Here is a 21,663-nt window from a genome sequence, read left to right on the forward strand (position 1 = left end):
TTCACGAGGACTGCGTTGCAGCGTTACTGCGCCTGCGTGAAATCCAGCGCGTTGGTCAGGTCACCCATCGGCTTGTTGCCGTTGGAGACGAGCGCGGCGTCACGTTGCTTGATACCCGGCAGCGTCGGCAGGTCGAAGCGGTGCGTGATCAAGCGCAGCACCGAAGCCGTGTCGTACTGGGTGTGGTCAACAAAACCCTTCTTGGCAAACGGCGAGACGATGATCGCCGGGATACGCGTGCCCGGGCCCCAGCGGTCGGCCTTCGGCACCGTTGCGTGGTCGTAGAAACCGCCGTTTTCGTCATACGTCACGACGATCACCATGTTCTTCCACTGCGGGCTCTTCTGCAGCTGGGCGATCACGTTCGCGATGTGCGCGTCGCCGTCGGCCACGTTGGCGTAGCCCGGGTGCTGGTTCAGGTTGCCTTGCGGCTTGTAGAACGTGACGGCGGGCAGCTTGCCTGCGGCTGCGTCCTGCAGGAAGGCAGCGTCGTAGTCGCGCAGGTGGGCCGCACGCTCGGCTGCGCCGGTGGCGGTGGCAGGGTCGAAGCGGCTGAAGTAGTTGAACGGCTGGTGGTGCGGCTGGAACTGGATCGAGCCGCTGTAGATCACGCTGCGCGTGGCGTTCGGAGCGTCGGCGATGGCCGCGTTCCAGGCGCCGGCGTACCAGGCCCAGTCCACGCCACGGGCGGTCAGCAGGTCACCGATGTTGGTGGTCGACTGCGTCGGCATCGTCGACGCCTTGGTCGGGTCAGCATAGGCTGCGTTGCCGCTTGCCACGGCGTTGCCCGACGGCTGGTACGGCGGCTGCATCGTGTTGACGGCGTACGAGTTGCCGTTGCTGTCGACCGGCGTCAGGCTGCCGTCCTTCGTGGGGTTGCCATCGTCGCCAGCGCCTGCGTATGAGGTCGGCGCACCGGCCATCACCGAGCTTGCCGCCGGGATGAGCGTCGGGCTGCCGTCTGCATTCGTCTTGACATTGGCGATACTGCCCTTGGCCGGCGAGGTGGCGGCGTTCGGGTAGATCGGAGCGCATGCGCAGACCAGGTATTGGTGGTTCAGGAACGAACCGCCGAAGGCGCCCATGAAGAAGTTGTCCGCCAGCGTGTATTGCTTGGCGATGTTCCACATGGCCATCTTGCTGCCGTCGTAGTAGCCCATGGTCAGGCCGCCGGCATCGGCAAAGGCGGCGAACTTGTCGTTCTTGCCGCCGTTGATCTGCATCTGGTTCTGATAGAAGCGGTGCCAGAGGTCACGCGTGATGACGTTCTGGCCGACCACCGTGCCCGTGCTGCCGAAGCCCGAGGCGCTGTCGATCTGGAACATCTGGTTCGGCATGTTGGCCGTGGACGCTTGCGTGATCTGCACGCTCTGGCCGGCTGCGGTCACACCACCCCAGGTCGGCGGGAGCGTCGGCAGCACTGAGCCGTCAAAGTCCTTCTGCGCAACGGCGGTGCCTGTCGAAGTCTGGTTCACGCCGGGGATGCCGTTGGCGCCCGGGAACAGGCCGTACAGGTTGTCGAAACCGCGGTTTTCTGCGTAGATCACCACGATCGTCTTGACGTTGTTGGTCAGTGCCATGCGCTTGGCCACGCCGTCGCGGATGGTCTTGCCGAAGTCGCCGCCATTGGCGACGGCATCGGCGATCAGCGCGATTGCCTGCTCGATTTCAGCCTGCAGCGCAGCCTTGGTGCCGGCGTCGGTTTCCTTGTTGTGGTCTTCCAGCAGCTTGTCGATCGTCACGCCCAGGCGCGCGGCGAGGGCCGTCTTGGCAGCGTTGATGTCGCCGCCGTTGCTGTCCATCAGGCTCGCCAGCTCAGTCGAGATGGCGCTGACGACCGCATTCGCACCGGCTGGCGCGCGGAACACCAGCGGCTGCGTGATGGCCGTGTGTGCGCCCGTGTCCGGGTCGTTGCGGAATGCGTCCGTACCGATTTCCACCGTGATCGCGCCTGTGCCCGGCAGCGTGTACGCGCCATTGGCATCGGTATAGGTGCTGGCCTCACCCGAATCGCACTTGCCGTTGTTGTTGGTGTCGATGCAGACCTTGGCGTGCTCGAAGTAGCTGCCCGTCACCACGCCCGAGGTGGACGCAGACGCGCTGCTGTTCGAATCACTGCCACCACAGGCAGACATGCTGGCCGCGACCAATGCGGTCAGCGGCAGAAGACGGAACGCTCGGCTCATGATTTCCCTGGATTGTTGTGTGGGGGGCGAAAGCGAGCCGGAGTCTGTGCTTCGTGTGTGACAAGTTGATGATGAAAACGCAGGCGTGGAGCGCATTTCGCTCCAGTTCAGCGTGATAACCATCATCAGGATGAGCAGGGGGACCACCGAACGTTTGAAGACATTTGCCACCACGGGTCATCTCCAAGGGCTGACGTGACAGACGTTTGACGACATCAAAGTGTCATGGCGGCCGTGCTAAGTTGCAAGGCTGCCAAAATCCCGCCTGTCGAAAATGTCCCGTGTACTGCCCGCTGCAACGTTTCGCGTGATCGCCGTATCGGCGCTTGCCGGCGTGGTCGTCGCGTTGAGCGGGTGCGGGCGGGGCGATCCTGCGGCCCATGCCGCGACCGTGGCGGCTTCGGCAGCGACAGCGGTGGCGCCATCGACGGCGGCGCGCGCAAAGCCCGCAGCGGCCCCGGCCTACGAAAAAGCCTTCTACACCATGATGGCTACGCGGCGTCCGTCGGTGCCTGCAATGGCGGCGCTTGGCAAGGCGCTGTTCTTCGATCCAGCCCTGTCTGCCTCGGGCAAGCAGGCCTGCGCCAGCTGCCATAGCCCGACGCATGCCTACGGCCCTCCAAACGATCTGTCGGTGCAATTGGGCGGCACTGGCATGAACAAGACGGGCGTGCGTGCCGCGCCGTCATTGCGCTATCTGCAGAACGTGCCATCGTTTACCGAACATTTCTACGAGAACGACGGCAACGACTCGGAAGATCAGGGCCCGACGGGCGGCTACACCTGGGACGGCCGTGTATCGTCCACGCACGACCAGGCGCGCATCCCGCTGCTGTCGGGCCACGAGATGGCCAATGGCACGCAGGCCACCGTCGTGGGCAAGCTGCGCAACGGCCGCCACGCGCAGACGTTCCGCCAGGTATTCGGCAACGACATCCTCGACAACGAAGACACCGCCTTCCGGGCCGCGTTGATGGCACTGGAGGTCTTCCAGGAAACGCCCTCCGAGTTCTATCCGTACGACAGCAAATACGACGCGTTCTTGCGCAAGCAGGTCAAGCTGTCGGCGCAAGAGATGCGGGGCCTGCAGGCGTTTGCCGATCCGGCCAAGGGCAATTGCGCGTCGTGCCATGTGAGCGCGATCAAGCAGGATGGGGCGTTCCCCGCTTTCACCGATTTCGGCCACATTGCGTTGGGCGTGCCACGCAATCGCGCGCTGGCCGCCAATGCGGATCCGAACTTCTTCGACCTGGGCCTGTGCGGCCCCGACCGGACAGATCTCAAAGACCGCACGGACTATTGCGGCCGCTTCCGCACGCCGTCGCTGCGCAACGTGGCGCTGCGCAAGACCTTCTTCCATAACGGCGCCATCCATTCGCTGGAAGACGCGGTGCGCTTCTACGCCCAGCGCGACACACAGCCGCAGAAGTGGTATCCGCGCAAGCCAGACGGCACGGTCGACAAGTTCGACGACCTGCCGCCCCAGTACCGCGGCAACGTCAACATGGAGCCGCCGTTTGGCGGCAAGCCGGGCGACAAGCCTGTGCTGTCCGAGGCCGACGTGCGCGACATCGTTGCGTTCCTGAAGACGCTCACCGACGGCTATCGCCCCGTGCGGGCGACGCGAGCCGGCAGCCAAGGCGGCAGCCGCGTCGCACAGCGCTGAGCCTCGCAATCCAAGCCCCGCGGCCCGTTTGTTGCAACACCTTGCGACGGATTCGCGCAAGGCCGTGCGTGCGCTGCGGTTATCATCGGCGGATCGTCTTTCTGCTGTCTCCTACTTCCCGCTATGACCTGGCTTGCTGACCCGTCCATCTGGATTGGCCTGTTTACCCTGGTGGTGCTCGAGATTGTTCTCGGCATCGACAACCTCGTTTTCATTGCCATCCTCGTCAACAAGCTGCCCCCGGCGCTGCGCGATCGCGCGCGGATGATCGGTCTCGGCCTGGCTTTGCTCATGCGCATGGTGTTGCTGGCTGCCATGTCGTGGCTGATTGGGCTGACCAAGCCGTTGCTCACCCTGGGGCCGGTCGATCTGTCGGGCCGATCGATCATCCTGCTGCTGGGCGGCTTCTTCCTGTTGTTCAAGGCCACGTCCGAACTGCACGAACGTCTGGACGGCCAGCCGCAGGACGAAAGCCACGGCACCGGTCATGGCAAGTTCTGGAACGTGATCGCGCAGGTGGTGATTCTCGATGCAGTGTTCTCCATCGACTCGGTCATCACCGCCGTGGGCATGGTTAACGACTTGCCGGTGATGATGGCCGCCGTGGTGGTTGCGATGGGCGCCATGCTGTTTGCCTCACGGCCGTTGACGAATTTCGTCAACGCGCATCGCACGGTGGTGGTGTTGTGCCTGAGCTTCCTGCTCATGATCGGTTTCTCGCTCGTGGCCGAGGGCCTGGGCTTTCATATTCCGAAGGGCTATCTGTATGCAGCCATCGGCTTCTCGATCCTGATCGAATTCTTCAACCAGATGGCTCAGCGCAATACCGTGCGCTACGAGCGCCGCCGCCCGCTGCGCGAGCGTACCGCTGACGCGGTGCTGAGCCTGCTGGGCGACCGCCGTGGCGCGCCGGCCGAGTCCGAATCGCACGAGGCTGCCTCGCACGATGCCGGCCAGTCCGTACCCGAGACCGTCTTTCGCCCCGAAGAGCGGAGCATGGTCAGCGGCGTGCTCGACCTGGCCGAGCGTTCGGTGCGTTCGATCATGACGCCGCGCCACGATATCTCGTGGGTGGACCTGGATGCCGATGCGGCCGTGACGCGCAAGTTGCTGCTGGCCGTGCCGCACAACCAGTTTCCGGTCTGCCGCGGCGGGCTGGATGACCTGGTGGGCGTTGCGCGCGCCAAAGACCTGATGGGCGATCTCGACACCCGTGGCTCCATCGACGTAGACCGCAGCGTGAAGCCTGCGCTCAAGGTGTCCGACAACATCGGCATCCTCCGCCTGATGGATCAGCTCAAGCGTGCGCGCGGGCGCATGCTGGTGGTGACCGATCCGCTGGATGTGGTGCAAGGCGTGGTGACGCCCATCGACGTGCTTGAGGCCATTGCCGGTGAATTCCCCGATGAAGACGAACGCCCCGGCGTGGTGGAAGTCAGCGATGGCTGCTGGGAAGTGGCTGGCGAGGCCGACCTGCGCCAGCTCGAAGATGTCCTGCATGTCGAGTGGCTGCTCGACGAAGGCGGCGGCGCCACGAGCCTGGGCGGCTACCTGTTCAACCAGTGGGACCGCCTGCCAGAAGTGGGCGATACGCTGGTGCGCCACGACTTGCGCTTCGTGATCCTGGAAGCCGGCAGCCGCCGCATCGTGCGCGTGCGCATCGAGCGCATGGAAGACGTGACGACGCCCGAGGCGGAAGCCTAAGTCGTCGTTGATGTGACCGGCCGTGGCGCACGCGCCAAACCAAGGCTGAGCACACCCGCCAGCACGCACGCAATGCCACCGACCTGGCGCGCGCTGACCGCCTCGCCGAGTAGCGCTGCAGCAAAGACCACCGCTGCCACAGGCGCCAGTGCGGTGAACAACGATGCCTCCGCACCGCTCACGCGTGCGGCCCCGGCATACCAAAGCACAAAACCGCCGACCGTCGGCACGATGGCGTAATACGCCACCGCCATCAGCGCGTGCGTTGCCTGCGCCGATGCGTGCACCTGCCACGGCGCCTCCCACAGCGCGGGCAGCAGCGCCGTCAGCAAGCCGAATGCGCTCATCAATGCCGACAGCGCAAGCGGCGGCACCGGCGTGCGCAGTCGCTTGTTGAGCAGGATGAAGAGCCCCTCGCACACCACGGCGCCCATCACCATCAGATTGCCCAGCAGCGGATGTGCTGCATCGCCGCGTGGCTGCAGGGCGATGGCCAGCACGCCGGCGGTGGCAAGCGCGATCGCCCCCAGCACCGCGCGGCCGGGCCGTTCGCCCAGCAGCACGATGGCGATCAACGCCGACATGACCGGCAGCGTGCCGATGATGACGCCCGCATCCGCGGCCGACGTATGCTGCAGCCCCGAAATGAGGAGCGTCGTATAGCCCACGCTGCCGGCAGCCGCCTGCACGAAAAGCAGCGCCCAATCCCTGCGTGCGAGCGCAGGCCAGCCCGTGCGGGTCATGCGCATGATGAGCAGGAACAGCGGCAGCGCCATCGCAAAGCGCAACGCTGTCGCTGTAAATGGCGGCAGGCCCGCCGCGATGATCTTGCTGGCCGCCACGGTGCTGCCGACCAGCACCATCGCCAGGGCGAGGTAGAGACAACCTTCGAGTCGTTTGGACATAGCGCATCCCCTGCGTGGGTGGAAGCCGCAGGATGGGCCTACGCGATGCGTGCGTCTTGAACGAAATTGCAGCGGAGGGGGGGCTGTGGGATGCAGCTACCGCGCCGCCGCCACCATGCCCGGGGACACGCCGTACTTGCGGACGAACTGCCGCGTCATGTGGCTCTGATCGGCAAAGCCGCAGGCGGCGGCAACTTCCGCCAACGGCTGGCCTTGGGCGATGAGCCGGCGTGCCAGGGCCACGCGACGCTGCACCTGATAGGCGTGAGGCGTGAGACCCGTGACGCGGGCAAAGCCACGCAATACCTGGAAGCGGCTCAGGCCTGTCTCATGCGCGAGGTCGAGCAGGGAGATGGCGGCCGCCGGGTCGTCATCGATGCGGGTGCGGGCGAGGCGAATGGCGTCGGGCGCTGCGTCGGGGTCGGTGCTGGTGCGGTCGCGGGCGGCGTATAGCGCGTCTGCAAGGACGGACAGCAGCAGCTGCTCACGCAGCAGTGCATCGCTTTGTGGGGCGGGCGCCGTCATCTGCGCAAACAGCAGTCGCATGCGTGGTGCAAGATCGGCGTCATGGATGACCGGGCGGTCAAATTCAGCGTCGCCGTGGTGGCCGGGGTGCAGATCCATTGCCAACTCGGCGACCACGCCGGCGTCGAGGTAAAGCATGCGCCATGCGCGGCCGGTATCGCCGATGGGTGTGCCATCGTGCACTTCAAACGGGTTGACCGTGATGACGTCGCCCGCACCGGCTTCCACGGTGCCGCGTCCGCTGAAGGATTTCTGCGCCCCGCGATCCATGATCCCGATGCCGAACTGGCCGTGCGTATGGCGCGGGAAAGTGTGGCCGGAATCTGCGGCAACGGCTTCCACGCCGCGCATGGCGCAGCGATGCATCGAAAACGCGAGGTTGGCCGGCCGGCTGGGCAAGGGCAGTTCCTTGTGACAGGGGGTGCGCGAATACGGGTGTGCAGCGTGGCAGCAGCATACGCTTTCTTCGCATTTCGCTCATTTTTTGCCCACATGCGGTTGGTATGCTGGCGCTTTCTGCGGCAGCGCGCCCGCTAAGATGGGGCCGAGCCTGCTGCCGGGCAGCGCGGGAAGCTCCCGCCGGCGGCGACCTGCAGCCCCTGACTGATCCATGCGCCCGTCTTTCGGTATCACCTCCAAGCTGTTCGTTGCGTTGTTCATGCTGAGCATCGTCGTTGCGCTCGCCATGGGCGCGGCGGTGCGCTGGCGGTTCGACGCCAACTTTCTCGACTACGTGAATGCGCGCGAGGCTGAGCGCATGGCCTCGCTCGCGCAAGTCGTGGAGGCGGCGTACACGCAGCACGGCAGCTGGGATTTCCTGCGCGACGATCGAATCGCGTGGTTCCGCCTGCTCCGCCGTGAAGGTGCCCGGGCACGCGCCAACGGCATGGGCGCCGACCGCTTCGAGCTGCCGCCGGGCCATCGCTTCGATCCGATTCCGCCCGGCATGGACAAAGACGCGCCGCCGCCCGGTCCGCCCACCGCAGGCCGCATGCCGCCGCACCGGCCCGGCGAGCCGCCGACGCCTCATTCGCCGATCTGGCTGCTGGATGCCCAGCGCAGCGTCATCATTGGCGACGGGCCGCCGCTGGGGCCCAATGCGCGTTGGAAGGAACTCCGCCACAACGGCCAGACCGTCGGCTGGCTGGCCATGCCGCCGCGCATGCGCGTGCCCGAGGGTGCGGATCAGGCCTTCCAGGCGCAGCAGTTGCGCGCCACGTGGATCATCGCAGGCCTCTCCGTCCTGCTGGCGGCGCTGGTGGCGGTGCTGCTCGCACGCGGTCTGTTGGCCCCGATGCGTCGCCTGACAGATGCCGCGCGCCGCATGGCCGACGGCGACTACGCCACCCGCGTCGACGTCCATTCACGCGATGAACTCGGCGAGCTGGCGGCGGATTTCAACCACCTTGCCGCATCGCTGGAGACCAACCAGAAGATGCGTCGCCAGCTCACGGCCGATATTTCGCATGAACTGCGCACGCCGCTGGCCGTGCTGCGCGGCGAACTCGAAGCGCTGGAAGACGGCGTGCGCCCGCTGACGGCCACCTCGCTCGCGTCGTTGCAGGCGGAGGTGTCGACGCTCAACAAGCTCATCGACGACTTGTATGAACTCTCGCTGGCAGACGTGGGCGCGCTGGCCTTCCACATGGAGCCGCTCGACCTGGCCGATACCGTGTGCAGCGCCGTGCAGGGCTTCACGCCGCGCCTGATGGAAAAGCGCATCGCGCTGCAACTGGACGTGCCGGCCGCGCCGTCGCATGCCACGATGGTCAAAGGCGACGCGCAGCGCCTGCGGCAGGTCATGCAGAACCTGCTGGAAAACACCCTGCGCTATACCGACGCCGGCGGCACGCTGCGCGTGCATGTCCATCAGGAAGGCGGTTGGCAGCAGATTGATGTGCAGGACAGCGCGCCAGGCGTGCCCGAGGCGATGCTGCCGCGCATCTTCGACCGACTGTTCCGCGTGGACGCCTCACGCAGCCGGGCGCAGGGTGGGGCAGGCCTGGGCTTGAGCCTGTGCCAGACCATCGTTGCCGCGCATGCAGGCACGATTGAAGCCAGACATTCGCCGTTGGGCGGGCTGTGGATCGCCATCCGCCTGCCTGTTCTTGATGTGCTTGATCCGCTAGCCGACCATGATTCTGATCATTGAAGACGAACCCAAGCTGGCTGCATTGATGACCGACTATCTGCGTGCCGCTCACTACGAGACCGAGTGGCTTGCAGAGGGCACGCACGCGACGCAGCGCGTTCGCGAGACGGCGCCCGAACTCGTGCTGCTGGACCTGATGCTGCCTGGCAAGGACGGCCTGGAAATCTGCCGAGAGGTGCGTGCCTTTAGCGAGGTGCCCATCGTCATGGTGACGGCGCGCGTGGAAGAAATCGATCGCCTGCTCGGCCTCGAACTGGGGGCCGACGACTACGTCTGCAAGCCCTTCAGCCCGCGCGAACTCGTGGCGCGCATCAAGACCATCCTGCGCCGTGTGCAGCGCGGTGGCGGCGTGCCGGAAAGCGCCTTGCAGATCGACGGTGCCGCCTATGCCGCCACGCTGCGCGGGCAGCGCCTCGACCTCACGCCGGTGGAGTTCCGCCTGCTGGCGGCGCTGGCCGCTGCGCCGGGGCGCATTCTGTCGCGCTCGCACCTGCTCGAGCAGATCTACGACGACCACCGCATCGTGACCGACCGCACGGTCGATACCCACATCAAGAACCTGCGCCGCAAGATGGAGCAGGTGAGCCCCGGTACCGACCTGATCCATTCCGTCTATGGCGTCGGTTACCGGCTCGACGCCTGAGGTTCAAGAAAACTCCACGGTTTGCCCACTTTCTCTGCAGGGTCGATGGCTACAGTAAGCGTATGGCTGGCGTGTCCGGCCGACGTTCTTATCAGGAGCTTCATCATGACCGCTGCGATTTCCCGCCGCCTGGCCGCTGCTGCTGCCGGGCTTGTTCTTTCGTGTGCCGCGGTGGCCCAGACTGCCGCACCGGGCGCTGCTCCGCTCTCACCGATGCAGCCGATGCAGTCGATACCACCGCATGGCCCCGGCATGATGGGGCGAGGGCCCGGCCCTGCATTGGGCCCAGGCGGTCCGCATGGCATGGGCCCCCATCATGGTGGCGCGCCTTTCCTGCGCGGCCTGGACTTGAGTGAAGCGCAGCGTGACAAGATCTTCGCCATCGAATATGCGCAGATGCCGGAAGCCCGCGAGCAGCGCAAGGCCATCGAGCACGCCCGGCGCGATCTGCATCAGATGGTGACTTCGGGCCAGTATGACGAAGCGCGCGCGCGCAGCCTGACCGAATCGCTGGGCCGCGCCGTGGCGCGCGAAGCGCAACTGCGTGCGCAAGCCGGCGCCAAGGTCATGCAGGTGCTCACGCCCGAGCAGCGCAAGCAGATCGCCGATCGTGAAGCCCAGCGTGTGGCCGAACTCCCGCCGGAACGCAACGAAGGTGCGCCGATGCCGGAATTGGCCGCGATGTAACGAGAAGCGCGATCAGCGGTAGACGACGACCGGCACGTCTGCGTAGGTCAGCACCTTGCGCGTCTCGTTGCCGATCAACAGTCGCCCCATCAAGCTGCGGTGCCCGTGCGATGCCATAAAGATGACGTCGCACGCGTGCCGCTTGGCCGCGTCAAGAATGCCGAGGTAAGGCTCGGAAAACTGCGAGACGTCGCTGTCGAACTGCACGCCTTCTTCGCGCGCCCGCTCGGCAATGCGCTCGATGCAGTCCTTGGCATGGCCCTGCACCGTTTCCATGTAGTGCGCATGCGGACACTCGCCCACGCCGGCCGAATAGGCCATGTTGGGGAATTCTTCAATGCACGTGTAGGCGGTGAGCCGGCAACCGGTCGCGCGCGCCAGCTTGAGCGCGCCGTCGATGGCCTTTCGGCACTGTTCAGAGCCGTCGGTCGGCAGGAGGATATGGGTGAACATGGCGGTCTCCATGGGGAACCCGCCTTCACGTTACTGCGCCGGCCAATGCGCCTCTATCGTGGAAAACGCTAGTGCAGCACAGCATTTCGGCTGATATGACGACCGTACGATCGCAGCATCGCGATGCACGGTCGTTCGGATATTGACGTGGCAAATGGCGGCTTACCCGTGTTGCCACGCCTGCCGGTAGCGCGACGGGGACGCACCAAGCTGCAGCGTAAATCGCCGGCTGAGATGGCTTGGGCTGGCAAAGCCGCATTGCTCTGCTATCGCCGCCAGCGCAAGGCTGGTCGTGCGCAGCAGCGTCTGCGCCCGCGCCATGCGTTGCTGCATCACCCACTCATGGGGCGCCACCCCGAACGACATCCGGAACATCCGCGCGAAATGGAATTCCGACAGATTGGCTTCGGCTGCCAGTTGTCCGAGCGACAGGGGCAGATGCAGCTCGGCATCGATGCGCGCGGCAACGCGCCGGCATACGTGCGGCGCCAACCCACCGCGCACGGCGAGCGCCCGCGTGCGGCCCTGTGTCTGCACCAGATACGACAGCGTGTCGTTGGCCAACGCGTTGGCGCGCATGCGGTCGTCCAGGTCGGTCCAATCGAGCTGAGCGATGTTGGCGCAGGCTTGTGCGAGATGCACGTCTTCAATGAAGGTGCGGTCGTGCAGCGTGAACAGGCGGGGCTCTGCGTCGAGCACACGGACGGCGTGTCCGGCCAGCGCGTCCGGCGTGAAATACAGATGAACGAAACGCATCGGCTGCTCGATCACCCAGCTTGACTGGTGTTCGGCCGGCAGCATGCAAACGCGCCCCGGCGCACCGAAGAGGTGCGGCAGATCCTGGCGGTGCGTGGTGTACCCGCCTTGCAGATAGACCGAAAGCGTATGGTGCTCGGGCTCGATATAGCGCGCCTCGTCGTGTTCGTTGCGCCAGATGGCGGCGGTCACGCCATCGCCCAGGTGCGCGACGCGCTCGAGCGAAGCACGCGAACCGCGGGCAAGCGTGCCGAAGACACTCGCATCTGCGGTAACGCGAGGATCGGCGGGTGGAGTCGATGGGGACGAGGAAGGGCGGCGCACGCGTCGATGTTACCAACGAAGGCGCCGCGACGCGTGCGGTGTTATCCGCCGCAGAGCTGGCGCGCGACTTCGCCCGCCAAGCCGATGCCGTCGACGCGTTGCCACCCGGCGTCGTTGGCGATCTGCCTTTCGCTGACTGTCAGGGCGCCTTGATACAGCTTGGCCTGCGAGACCGAAAACTGTCGGCTGCGGCAATCGATGGTGTACAGAAAATCGGCCATGTCGCCACGAAAGGCGCCGAACATGCGCTGCAGCGAACGCATGCCCGCGCGGTTCGACGCTTTCAGGCGCACCCAGGCGCTGACCGGGCCGCTAGGCATGCGCTGGATGCTGCCGACGTCGAGCGACGCGTGGCTGTCGGGTTGATCGGGCAGCGGGATCCAACGCTCCGCGCCGGCCACCGGCATGGACAGCGCTGCCAGGGCCACGAGCGCCACCAGCATGCCGGGCATGACACGGCGCGCGAACAAGAAGGGTGTCATCTGGGCTTGCCGCCCGGTACGGGGATGGCAATCGAATCGGAATGGCTGCAGGCCATCATCACGCCGGCTTTGTCGACGTCGATCATCACGGTGCCGGGCTTGTCGGCCGTACTGGGCGTGGCCGCCAGGCTGCCCGAGAGGCGCTGCATGATCGCGTGACAGGTCGGGGCGTTGGAAGCAACGGTGGTGGCTTTGCCCGGCTTGGGTGCCGGAAGCGGCGTGGGTGCCGCAACGGCAACCGGTGGCCGGCCGGAAGCCGCCGCCGGCGCCGGCGTCGTGAAAGCGTGCGCACGCGGCAGCGCAACGAGCGCAGCCAGCACGCTCACGGCAATCAGCAGCCGTATCGTGCGCCGCGAAAGCGGTCGAGTGGGGGGAGACAAAGACGGCATGACGGTCCAGGCACGGGCATTCAAATTGCGCCTGCAAGGTCACGGGACAGGCGCGTTCTTTCGACCAATAACGGCACGCCGCAGCCAAACTTGACGCGGCAATCTGCCTCATGGGTCACCCCCGCGTGATTTGAGGTGCACAGAATGCTTCATGCGATCGACATAATCGCGCAACTCGGAACATTCTGGTCAATGTAGCGACCAACCAATATGCCGGGGCGATTTTTCCGGCGTCGCCGGTATCGTGAAACGGGCTGCACATAAGGCCCGCGCATGCAGGCGGTGGAAGCGGACGGGATCAGCAGCATTGGGGTTCTTGCAGTGCCAAAACAAATGGGTCGGCGGAAATGAAATGGGATGGAATACCCGGTCTTTTCTGCCCTTTGTTTTTCTGAGGGGGACACTATGATTTACAACATGGCGATGCGATGCGTGACTGCGTCGATTGCCCCATGGGTCGGTTCTCCTCTCTGGAACAGATCGACACGGTCCAGAGACTTCAACCCGCGCCTCGTCAACTGAGCGCGGGTTTTTTCTTGGGCAGCGCAAACGTAGGATGCCCACCACACGGGCGTCAGGGGTATCACAGGCAATACCCTTCAGTTTTCCACCAGCCCGCCGTTGTGGTTAGGGTCGAGACACGTGTAGTCTCGCGACTCGCTTTCCCATTGCCGTCGCTGTTGCCGTTTTCGCTCAAGCCATCGCATTGCCCATGACCCAGTTCTTTCCGGCTCAGGCCGGAGCCTCTCCTGCAGACGTTGCGCCCAGCCCCGAGGCCGCGCAACGTCCGGTGGCGGTCATGGCCGGGGCAATGGCGGGAGGGCGTCATACCGATTTCGAGGCGCTGTCTCGGCTGTCGTCCGACGCGGTCCTGCTGACTGTGGACGGACGCGTGGTGCAGGCCAACCCCGCCGCCGCGCGCTTGCTGGGCGCCCAGGATCCAACGCAGCTGGCAGGCCTGCAACTCGCCGGCCTGATTCATCCCGATGACGTGGCCCAGGTGGTGCCGCGCCTGGCGAACATGGTGAGCAGCGGTGTGTATTCCCCGCCGGTCGAACACCGTCTGGTGCGCGCCGACTACACGCATGTCCTGGTTGCCAGCGAAGCCGCCGCCTGCGAGCACGAGGGCCAGCCCGCCGTCATGCTCGTGTTGCGTGAAGCCGTGTCGCGCCATGCGCTGGAGCGACACGCCGTTCAGGCCCGCGCCGAGGCGCTGCATGCGCGCCGCCTGCTCGCTTCGGAGAATGCCGTGCTTGCGCAACTTGCCTCCAATGCGACGCTGTCGACCGTACTGCGCCATCTGTGCCTGTACGTCGAGCAGGTCTATCCGAATGCCATGTCGGCCGTGCTGTTGCTCGATGCCGGCTCGCAGACGTTGCGTGTGGCTGCCGCCCCCACGCTGCCGGCGGCCTTTGCCGCCACACTGGAAAACAACCCTGTCGGCCCCGATGCCGGCGCTTGCGGTTGCGCCGTTTACCTTGGCGACACCGTCCTCATCGACAACATTGCGACTGACCCGCGCTGGCAACATGAGCGCACGGCAGCATTGTCGGCCGGCTTGGCTTCTGCGTGGGCGTTGCCCATCCGTTCGTCGCGCGGGGACAAGCTTGGCGTGCTCGCGTTGTTCTATCGAACGCCGTGCATGCCCGTGGAAGAAGAGCAGCATTTCCTTGACGACGTCACGCACCTGGCGGGCGTTGCCATTCAGAAAGACAACGTCGAACGTGGTCTGGCCGAAAGCGAAGAGCGCTACCGGCTGGCGATTTCGAACCTGCACGAAGGCGTCGTCATCATGTCGCCGGACGGTGTGGTGCAGGCCGCCAATGCCAGCGCCGAGCGCATCCTGCGGGTGCGTCCGGGCCAGCTTGTCGGCCGCAACCGGCTCGACCCGATTCAACGCGTCGTGGACGAGCACGGCAAGGAAGTCGGCTCGACCATGATGCCGTCCGGGCTGGTGCTGCGCACCGGCGAGCCCATCTTCGGCCGCGTCTACGGGCTGTTGCTCAAGACGGGCGAACTGATGTGGGTGCGGCAGAACATCATTCCGATCCGTCGTCACGCCGAGCCCACGCCCAGCAGCGTGATGCTGTCGTTCGCCGATATCACCGAAATCAAGCGCGCCGAGCAGCGCCTGCGCCATCTGGCCGCGCACGACGCGCTCACGGGGCTGACCAACCGCAGCTTTTTCATTGCGCACCTGGAAAGCACCATTGAAAGCGCGCGTGACGAGAGCCGCGAACTGGCGCTCTTCTTCCTCGACCTGGACCGCTTCAAGAGCGTGAACGACACCGCGGGCCATGCCTGCGGCGACACGCTGCTGCAAAGCGCAGCCGCGCGCCTGACCGATTGCATCGGCCCGGGCGACGTGATCGCCCGTCTGGGCGGCGACGAGTTCGTCATCCTCATCGACCAGCGTGTCGAGGGAAAACGCATTGCGCTGCTGGCTGAACGTTTGCTTCAGGCCATGCGCGAGCCGTTCGATACCGTCAACGGGCGGTATTACCTGGGCGTGTCGATTGGCGTGGCGCTGTATCCGCACGACGGCATTTCGGGGTCCGACCTGCTGCGTTCGGCCGATGCCGCCATGTACCGCGCCAAGCAGAACGGCCGCAACCGCGCGCAGTTCTACACGGCTGAGCTGAACGCCCGTCTGCAACGCCGCTACATGCTGGAAAACGCGCTGCGCGACGCGCGCGAGAACAACGAACTGCAGCTCGTCTATCAGCCCAAGTACGACCTGGCCAGCCATCGCATCGTCGGCGCCGAGGCGCTGCTGCGCTGGAACAGCGCCAAGCTTGGGGCGATCTCGCCGGTGGAGTTCATTCCGGTGGCGGAAGAGACGGGGCTGATCGTGCCGATTGGCGCATGGGTCCTGCGCCGTGCCTGCGAGCAGGCCGTGATCTGGTACGAGGCGCTCGGCTACGACTTCCGCATGGCGGTCAACCTGTCGGCGCGGCAGTTCCAGGCTGGCGATGTGGTGCCGATGATCGAGCAGACGCTGGCCGATACCGGCCTGCCGCCCACCGCGCTGGAAGTCGAAATTACCGAAAGCCTGCTGATGGGCGGTGCGGATGAAGTGCGCCCCATGTTCGATGCGCTCACCGCGCAGGGCATCCGGATCTCCATCGACGATTTCGGTACCGGCTATTCGTCGCTGTCGTATCTGCAGCGCTTCCCGATCAGCAACGTGAAGATCGACCGCTCGTTCATCACGGGCATTCCAGGCGACCCGGATTCCGTGGCGCTGACGGAGGCCATCGTCGCCATGGCGCGCGCCCTCGGCATGACGGTCACGGCCGAAGGCGTGGAAGACGCCGACCAGGTGGAATTCCTCGCCAAGGCGGGCTGCCAGGAAATCCAGGGTTACTACATCGGCAAGCCGGTCACGGCCGAAGGTTTTGACCGCTTGCTGCGGGCGCACCTGTCGGTTGTGGATGCCGGCGTGCGCGCCGCGCTGGGCTGACGGCCTGGCCGGAAACGCGCCTTTCCCACTGTTCACACCGGTGTTTCTGCCGTTCGTCGCAATCCGCTCCCGCGTGCGGGAGCTGGCATCTAAGCTGGCGTCATTCCAACAGGGAGACCGCCATGCTCGAATCGATCGCCTCCATCGTCTCGCATACGCCCGCCTGGGTGTTCGTCGTGTTTGCCGTGCTCATTGCCATTGGGGTGCGTCAGATGCAGCCCCGCATCGTGTCGCGCCGCCGCCTGATCGTGCTGCCGCTCGTGGTGGCCGCGTATTCGCTTTACGGCGTGTCGATGGCAAGCCATGGCAGCCCGCTTGCCCTCACGATGTGGCTGGTCGCGGTTGTCATGGCGTTCCTGGTGACGTATATGTCGCCGCCCAACGGCGCCGTCTCTGAAACGGCCCGCACTGTGCGTGTGCCGGGCAGCTGGGTGCCGATGGTCGTGATCGTGGGCCTGTTCGCCGCCCGCTATGCCTACAACGTCATGCTCGCGATGCACCCGGAAGTCTCGCACTCCGGCAGCTTCATGGCGCTGTTCAGCGCGCTGTTCGGCTTCCTGGGCGGCCTGCTCCTCTCGCGCTCGGTGCTGTTGCACGTGCGTACACCGCGCCTGGCGGCGGCTTGAACCAGCAATCGGCGTTAACATCCGGCATGTTGCAATCTCCATTCAAGACGGGACGACATGCTGGAACTCGATGGCACCATCTGGCTACGCGCCGGTGAAGACAACTGGGGCGGGCGTGGCCGGATCGAACTGTTGGCTGCCATCGGGCAGACCGGCTCCATCACGGCAGGCGCCAAAGCCGTGGGCCTTTCCTACAAGGCCGCCTGGGACGCCATCGACACCATGAACAACCTGGCCGGCGAGCCCCTGGTGGTGCGCACCACGGGCGGCAAGGGCGGTGGCGGCAGTGTGCTGACACCGCGTGCGCAACGGCTGATCGAGAGCTTTCGCGTGCTGGAAGCCGAGCACCGCCGCTTTGTCGAGCGCCTGGATGCGGCCGCGCAGGCCGCCAGTGAAGACGTCAACCTGCTGCGCCGCCTCATGTTGCGCACGAGCGCGCGCAATACGCTGTTCGGCACGGTCGAATCGGTCGCACCGGGCGCCGTCAACGATGTGGTTACGCTGCGCCTGCCCGCCGGTCAGGCTGTCGCCGCCACCATCACGCAGGAAAGCACGCGCGTGCTTGGGCTGGCACCGGGCGTGCAGGCCGTTGCGCTCATCAAGGCGCCTGCCGTGATGCTGATGCGCGGCGCCGGCGAGTGGCGGGTCTCGGCAGAAAACCAATTGCCGTGCGTGGTCACGGAGATCCGCGATGGCGCGGTGCAGGCCGAAGTGCGGCTGCGCCTGCAGGATGCGAGCGCCGCGTCGGCGGGGGAAACCGTGCTGGTGGCCATGCTCTCGCGCACGGCGGTGGAAACGCTGGCACTGGCCGAAGGCGTGGAAGCCGTCGCCGTGTTCGAGGCGTCGAGCGTGATCTTGGGATTGGCCTGACACCCTCATGACGCCAAAAACCCTGCTGATCGTCTACCACTCGATGACGGGCGGCGCGCGCCAGATGGCCGAGGCCGCGCAGGCGGGCGCCGCAGAAGAGGGCGGTGTGATTGTGCGCTTGCTGCACGCCGCGCAGGCGGGTCCCGACGACGTGCTGGCCGCAGACGGCTATCTCTTCGCAACACCCGAAAACCTCGCCGCCATCAGCGGGCAGCTCAAGGATTTTTTCGACCGCTGCTATTACCCCGCGCTCGACCGCATCAACGGCCGTCCATACGCGTGCCTGGTCTGCGCGGGCAGCGATGGTCAGAATGCGGTGCGTCAGATTGAACGCATTGCGACCGGCTGGCGGCTCAAGCCCGTGGCTGAACCGATCATCGTCTGCACGCATGCGCAAACGCCGGAGGCCATCCTCGCGCCAAAGCAGATTGGCGCAGACGGGCTGGAGCGCTGCCGTTCACTTGGGCAGGCCATGGCGACCGGGCTCGCGTTGGGCGTGTTCTGACGCTAGCGGTTCACCACCGCCGTCAGATGCGGATACGGCGAGAGCGGCGGCGCATTGGGTGCCCGCACGGCATCGGCCACGACACGGCCGTCGCGCAGCTCGAATACGTGGTCCCCGAAGATCTCCACATCGGCCGGGTCGTGCGTAATCATCAGCATCGGCACCTGCAGGCGCGCTTGCAGGGCAGACAGCTCGGAACGCATGCGCGTGCGCAACGCCGGGTCCAGCGCGGCAAAGGGCTCGTCGAGCAGCAGCATGGACGGCTCGGCGATGAGCGCGCGGGCCAGAGCCACACGCTGGCGCTGGCCGCCGGAAATCTGCGTCGGAAAATTGGCGGCGACGTTGCCCAGCTCGAACGTGTCGATCCACTGCTGAACGCGCGGGTCGTGCGTGCGGCGCGGCGGGTTGAACCAACCGCGCTTGAGCCCGAACGCGATGTTCTGCGCCACCGTCAGGTGGTTGAAGAGCGCGTAATCCTGGAAGAGGTAACCGACGCGACGTTCCTGCGCACTGAGGTTGATGCCGTCGGCGTGGTCGAACAGCGTAAGGCCGTTGAGCACGATGCGGCCGCGCTCGGGCGTCATCAGGCCGGCAATGGCGCGCAGCGTGAGGCTCTTGCCGGCCCCTGAAGGGCCGTACAGCACCACGCGCCGGCTGTCCGAGCGCACGGCAATGTCGAGCGAGAACACCCGCGCCGCGCTGGTGAGCGTTTTCTGCACGACGAGGTCGATCATGCGGCCACTCATGCCAGCTGCTCCTGCAGGTTCGGCGCGCGCCCTTGCAGCAGGCGGCTGGCCGCCACCAGCACCACGATGCAGGTGAGCGAGGTGATCAGCACCAGCGTATTGGCCGTGGCGTCGTCGCCGGCCTGTACGGCTTCGTAGATGGCGACGGATAGCGTCTGCGTGCGGCCCGGAAGGTTGCCGGCAATCATCAGCGTGGCTCCAAATTCGCCCAAGGCGCGTGCAAAGGCCAGCAGCACGCCGGCAGCAATGCCGCGCGCGGCCAGCGGCAGCGTGACCCGAAAGAACACGGCGGTCTCGGGCAGGCCGAGCACGCGCGCCGCGTTCTCGAGTTGATGATCGACGCCTTCAAAGGCGGCGCGTGCCGACTTCATGACGAGCGGGAACGCCACCACGGTGGAGGCAATCACCGCGCCTTGCCAGGTAAAGACGAGCTGGATGCCCAAGCTGTCGAGCCATCCGCCGATCAGGCCGCGCCGGCCCAGCAGCACCAGCAGGTAATAGCCGAGCACCGTTGGCGGGAGCACCAGGGGCAGCGTCAGGATTGAATCGATGACGTCGCGCAGACGGCTGCGCGTGCGCGCGAGTGCGTACGCCGCACCGACGCCCAGCACGAGGTTAAGAACCGTCGCCCAGCCGGCCACCTTGAGTGAAAGCAGCAGAGGCGTCCAGATGGAAGCAGACATGCGGATACGTTGCGAAGGTGCCATCGGCCGGCCGGGTGATGTCCGCGAACTGCGCAGTGACGCGTTGGGTGCCGGCGACAGATTGGGTGAGTTATCCGCAATATAGGGTTGGATATAACGCCCGGTCAATCCTGACACAGTGATATCCGGCATGCAGCAAGGGGCATGGAGGCGCTGTCTTGCCATTGCCGGCAGCGGCGTGAAGGCGGCGCGCTCTTTTTTCCGACAAATCAACATGCCCCTCGAATGGGCGGAATGATTTAGGCCCTTTTTGTTTTCATTTCATTTGCAATTGCCCATGCCCCGGTTTTCACGACAAACCGGAGATGAAACGCTGATTCATTGCCGCGTCATTCAATTTCGGACGACCCATCGGCTGTAACGCAAGCGCCCGTGCGGCTCCGCGCCGTGCGGACGGTTCCGGCAATGCGCGCGCTTATGCGTCACTTTTCCCGCGCGTCTACGCCTTATTTCCGGTCACCCCTAAAGAAGGGGTAATCCTAGTCAGCCTTTCTGTTTAAAAAAACGAGGGGTGGCGGCAATGACGCGTTCATTGAGAAAATTGCGGCCTGCACGACGCCCGGTTTCCCCGCCCCCACGGTCGCACAAGAACAAGAAGGAGGCACGAAGGAGGCGTCAATCGATTCCCTTCGTCCGTCCTGTGTGCTGTATGCGCGTCTGCGATGCGCATGCCGTGCTTCTTTCTACCCGGCTATGAAAATTCTCTCCGTCTTCGGCACGCGGCCCGAAGCGATCAAGATGGCGCCGCTCGTCAAGGCGCTGGCCGAACAGTCGGCCATGGAATCCGTCGTCTGCGTGACGGGGCAGCACAAGCAGATGTTGCAGCAGGTACTCGACCTGTTCGATATCGTTCCGCACATCGACCTGGAACTGATGACGCAGAACCAGACGCTGAACGGACTCAGTGCCCGTCTGCTGACAGCCTTTGACGACGTGCTGGAGACGGTGCGTCCCGACCGCATCCTGGTACACGGCGATACGACCACCGCAATGATGTCGGCCATGGCGGCGTTCCACCGCCGCATTCCCATCGGCCATGTGGAGGCCGGCCTGCGCACGGGCGATCTCTACCAGCCTTGGCCGGAAGAGATGAACCGCCGCACCATCGACGTGTGTGCCGATCTGCTGTTCGCGCCGACCGATTCGTCGCGCCGCAACCTGCAGGCGGAAAACCTGGGTGGCCGCATCCTGGTGACGGGCAACACCGTGATCGATGCGCTGCTGCAGACCACGCAGCGCATCCTGAAGGACGACGCCTTCCGCGCGGCGCTGGATGCGCATTTCCCGTTTCTGAACGACGAACGCAAGGTCCTGCTCGTGACGGGCCACCGCCGCGAGAACTTCGGTTCGGGCTTCGCCAACATCTGCGAGGCGCTGGCCACGCTGGCGCGCCGCGACGACATCCAGATCGTCTACCCGATCCACCTGAACCCGAATGTGCGCGGGCCCGTGCAGGAAGCGCTGGCAGGGCTGCCGAACGTGCACCTGATCGAACCGCTGGACTACGCCCGCTTCGTGCGCCTGATGCAGCGCGCCCACGTGATCCTGACAGACTCGGGCGGCGTGCAGGAAGAGGCGCCGTCGCTGGGCAAGCCGGTGCTCGTCATGCGCAACGTGACGGAGCGCCCCGAGGCCGTGCAGGCCGGCACCGTGCGCCTGGTCGGCACGGAGGTGGACAGCATCGTGGGTGCCGTCAGCCACCTGTACGACAACGACGAGGCATGGCGCGCGTTCTCGCAGCATCTCAACCCCTATGGCGATGGGCTGGCTTCACAGCGCATCGTGTCCGCCCTTGCGGGTGGTTTCGTGCAGGAATTCCTCGGCGACGCCGACGCACTCGAAGCCGCTTGAACGCCAAACGAAAAGGCAATCACGAC

Annotated in this window: 19 protein-coding genes; 10 read left to right on the top strand and 9 right to left on the bottom strand. The window is 65.5% G+C overall.

Annotated features, from left to right (window positions below; genetic code table 11):
- Nucleotides 1–23: 23 nt before the first annotated feature.
- Entirely contained in the window at nucleotides 24–2,186 is a 2,163-nt protein-coding gene (gene acpA, locus N5B55_RS19305; RefSeq protein ID WP_178962034.1) for an acid phosphatase, read from the bottom strand.
- A gap of 274 nt (nucleotides 2,187–2,460) precedes the next feature.
- Here acpA and N5B55_RS19310 point away from each other — a divergent pair, with 274 nt between their 5' ends.
- Both N5B55_RS19310 and N5B55_RS19315 read left to right on the top strand, forming a co-directional pair.
- Entirely contained in the window at nucleotides 2,461–3,852 is a 1,392-nt protein-coding gene (locus N5B55_RS19310) for a cytochrome-c peroxidase (RefSeq protein WP_304541272.1), read from the top strand.
- 123 nt (nucleotides 3,853–3,975) lie between these two features.
- Nucleotides 3,976–5,556, top strand: a complete 1,581-nt coding sequence (locus N5B55_RS19315) for a TerC family protein (protein WP_304541273.1) — start codon at nucleotides 3,976–3,978, stop codon at nucleotides 5,554–5,556.
- Here N5B55_RS19315 and N5B55_RS19320 read toward each other — a convergent pair.
- A complete protein-coding gene (locus N5B55_RS19320) occupies nucleotides 5,553–6,461 on the bottom strand; it encodes a DMT family transporter (protein ID WP_304541275.1) in 909 nt (302 codons plus the stop codon). The genes N5B55_RS19315 and N5B55_RS19320 overlap by 4 nt on opposite strands.
- 96 nt (nucleotides 6,462–6,557) lie before the next feature.
- Nucleotides 6,558–7,337, bottom strand: a complete 780-nt coding sequence (locus N5B55_RS19325; protein WP_304541719.1) for an AraC family transcriptional regulator — start codon at nucleotides 7,335–7,337, stop codon at nucleotides 6,558–6,560.
- Nucleotides 7,338–7,596: 259 nt separating this feature from the next.
- On the opposite strand from N5B55_RS19325, the gene N5B55_RS19330 reads away from it, so the two are divergent.
- From N5B55_RS19330 to N5B55_RS19340, 3 genes are all read left to right on the top strand, one after another.
- On the top strand, nucleotides 7,597–9,138 hold the full coding sequence (locus N5B55_RS19330; protein WP_304541277.1) for an ATP-binding protein: 1,542 nt from the start codon (nucleotides 7,597–7,599) through the stop codon (nucleotides 9,136–9,138).
- Nucleotides 9,122–9,781, top strand: a complete 660-nt coding sequence (locus tag N5B55_RS19335) for a response regulator (protein WP_065854560.1) — start codon at nucleotides 9,122–9,124, stop codon at nucleotides 9,779–9,781. Before N5B55_RS19330 ends, N5B55_RS19335 begins: the two co-directional genes overlap by 17 nt.
- Before the next feature lie 105 nt (nucleotides 9,782–9,886).
- A complete protein-coding gene (locus N5B55_RS19340; RefSeq protein ID WP_304541281.1) occupies nucleotides 9,887–10,468 on the top strand; it encodes a Spy/CpxP family protein refolding chaperone in 582 nt (193 codons plus the stop codon).
- A gap of 12 nt (nucleotides 10,469–10,480) precedes the next feature.
- Here the strand turns inward: N5B55_RS19340 and N5B55_RS19345 are convergent, their stop codons facing one another.
- From N5B55_RS19345 to N5B55_RS19360, 4 genes are all read right to left on the bottom strand, one after another.
- Nucleotides 10,481–10,921: a universal stress protein gene (locus tag N5B55_RS19345; RefSeq protein ID WP_065854564.1), complete on the bottom strand. Its 441-nt coding sequence runs from the start codon at nucleotides 10,919–10,921 to the stop codon at nucleotides 10,481–10,483.
- Between the two features lie 162 nt (nucleotides 10,922–11,083).
- On the bottom strand, nucleotides 11,084–12,001 hold the full coding sequence (locus tag N5B55_RS19350) for an AraC family transcriptional regulator (RefSeq protein ID WP_304541285.1): 918 nt from the start codon (nucleotides 11,999–12,001) through the stop codon (nucleotides 11,084–11,086).
- Between the two features lie 41 nt (nucleotides 12,002–12,042).
- Nucleotides 12,043–12,483, bottom strand: a complete 441-nt coding sequence (locus tag N5B55_RS19355; RefSeq protein ID WP_304541289.1) for a hypothetical protein — start codon at nucleotides 12,481–12,483, stop codon at nucleotides 12,043–12,045.
- Nucleotides 12,480–12,872 carry a glycoprotein gene (locus N5B55_RS19360; protein ID WP_304541291.1) on the bottom strand — a complete coding sequence of 131 codons (393 nt, stop codon included), beginning with the start codon at nucleotides 12,870–12,872 and terminating at the stop codon, nucleotides 12,480–12,482. Before N5B55_RS19360 ends, N5B55_RS19355 begins: the two co-directional genes overlap by 4 nt.
- A gap of 712 nt (nucleotides 12,873–13,584) precedes the next feature.
- Here N5B55_RS19360 and N5B55_RS19365 point away from each other — a divergent pair.
- The 4 genes from N5B55_RS19365 (at nucleotide 13,585) to N5B55_RS19380 (ending at nucleotide 18,336) form a co-directional block, all read left to right on the top strand.
- On the top strand, nucleotides 13,585–16,335 hold the full coding sequence (locus N5B55_RS19365) for a sensor domain-containing protein (protein WP_304541294.1): 2,751 nt from the start codon (nucleotides 13,585–13,587) through the stop codon (nucleotides 16,333–16,335).
- 122 nt (nucleotides 16,336–16,457) lie between these two features.
- Nucleotides 16,458–16,961 (top strand): DUF6622 family protein, encoded by a 504-nt coding sequence (locus tag N5B55_RS19370; RefSeq protein ID WP_103519105.1) that lies wholly within the window; start codon nucleotides 16,458–16,460, stop codon nucleotides 16,959–16,961.
- A 57-nt stretch (nucleotides 16,962–17,018) separates the two neighbouring features.
- Nucleotides 17,019–17,831, top strand: a complete 813-nt coding sequence (locus tag N5B55_RS19375) for a TOBE domain-containing protein (protein WP_304541296.1) — start codon at nucleotides 17,019–17,021, stop codon at nucleotides 17,829–17,831.
- 7 nt (nucleotides 17,832–17,838) lie between these two features.
- Entirely contained in the window at nucleotides 17,839–18,336 is a 498-nt protein-coding gene (locus N5B55_RS19380; protein ID WP_065854578.1) for a flavodoxin family protein, read from the top strand.
- Between the two features lie 2 nt (nucleotides 18,337–18,338).
- Here N5B55_RS19380 and N5B55_RS19385 read toward each other — a convergent pair whose 3' ends face one another.
- On the bottom strand, nucleotides 18,339–19,082 hold the full coding sequence (locus N5B55_RS19385; RefSeq protein ID WP_304541299.1) for a sulfate/molybdate ABC transporter ATP-binding protein: 744 nt from the start codon (nucleotides 19,080–19,082) through the stop codon (nucleotides 18,339–18,341).
- Complete coding sequence (modB, locus tag N5B55_RS19390; protein WP_119440461.1) at nucleotides 19,079–19,765, bottom strand: molybdate ABC transporter permease subunit; 687 nt, start codon at nucleotides 19,763–19,765, stop codon at nucleotides 19,079–19,081. The genes N5B55_RS19385 and modB overlap by 4 nt, the downstream gene beginning before the upstream one ends.
- 714 nt (nucleotides 19,766–20,479) lie before the next feature.
- Here modB and wecB point away from each other — a divergent pair.
- Nucleotides 20,480–21,637, top strand: coding sequence for a non-hydrolyzing UDP-N-acetylglucosamine 2-epimerase (wecB, locus tag N5B55_RS19395; RefSeq protein WP_304541303.1), 1,158 nt, complete (start codon nucleotides 20,480–20,482; stop codon nucleotides 21,635–21,637).
- The last annotated feature ends 26 nt before the right edge of the window (nucleotides 21,638–21,663 follow it).

It is taken from the genome of Ralstonia pickettii (assembly GCF_030582395.1).
GTDB lineage: Bacteria > Pseudomonadota > Gammaproteobacteria > Burkholderiales > Burkholderiaceae > Ralstonia > Ralstonia pickettii_D.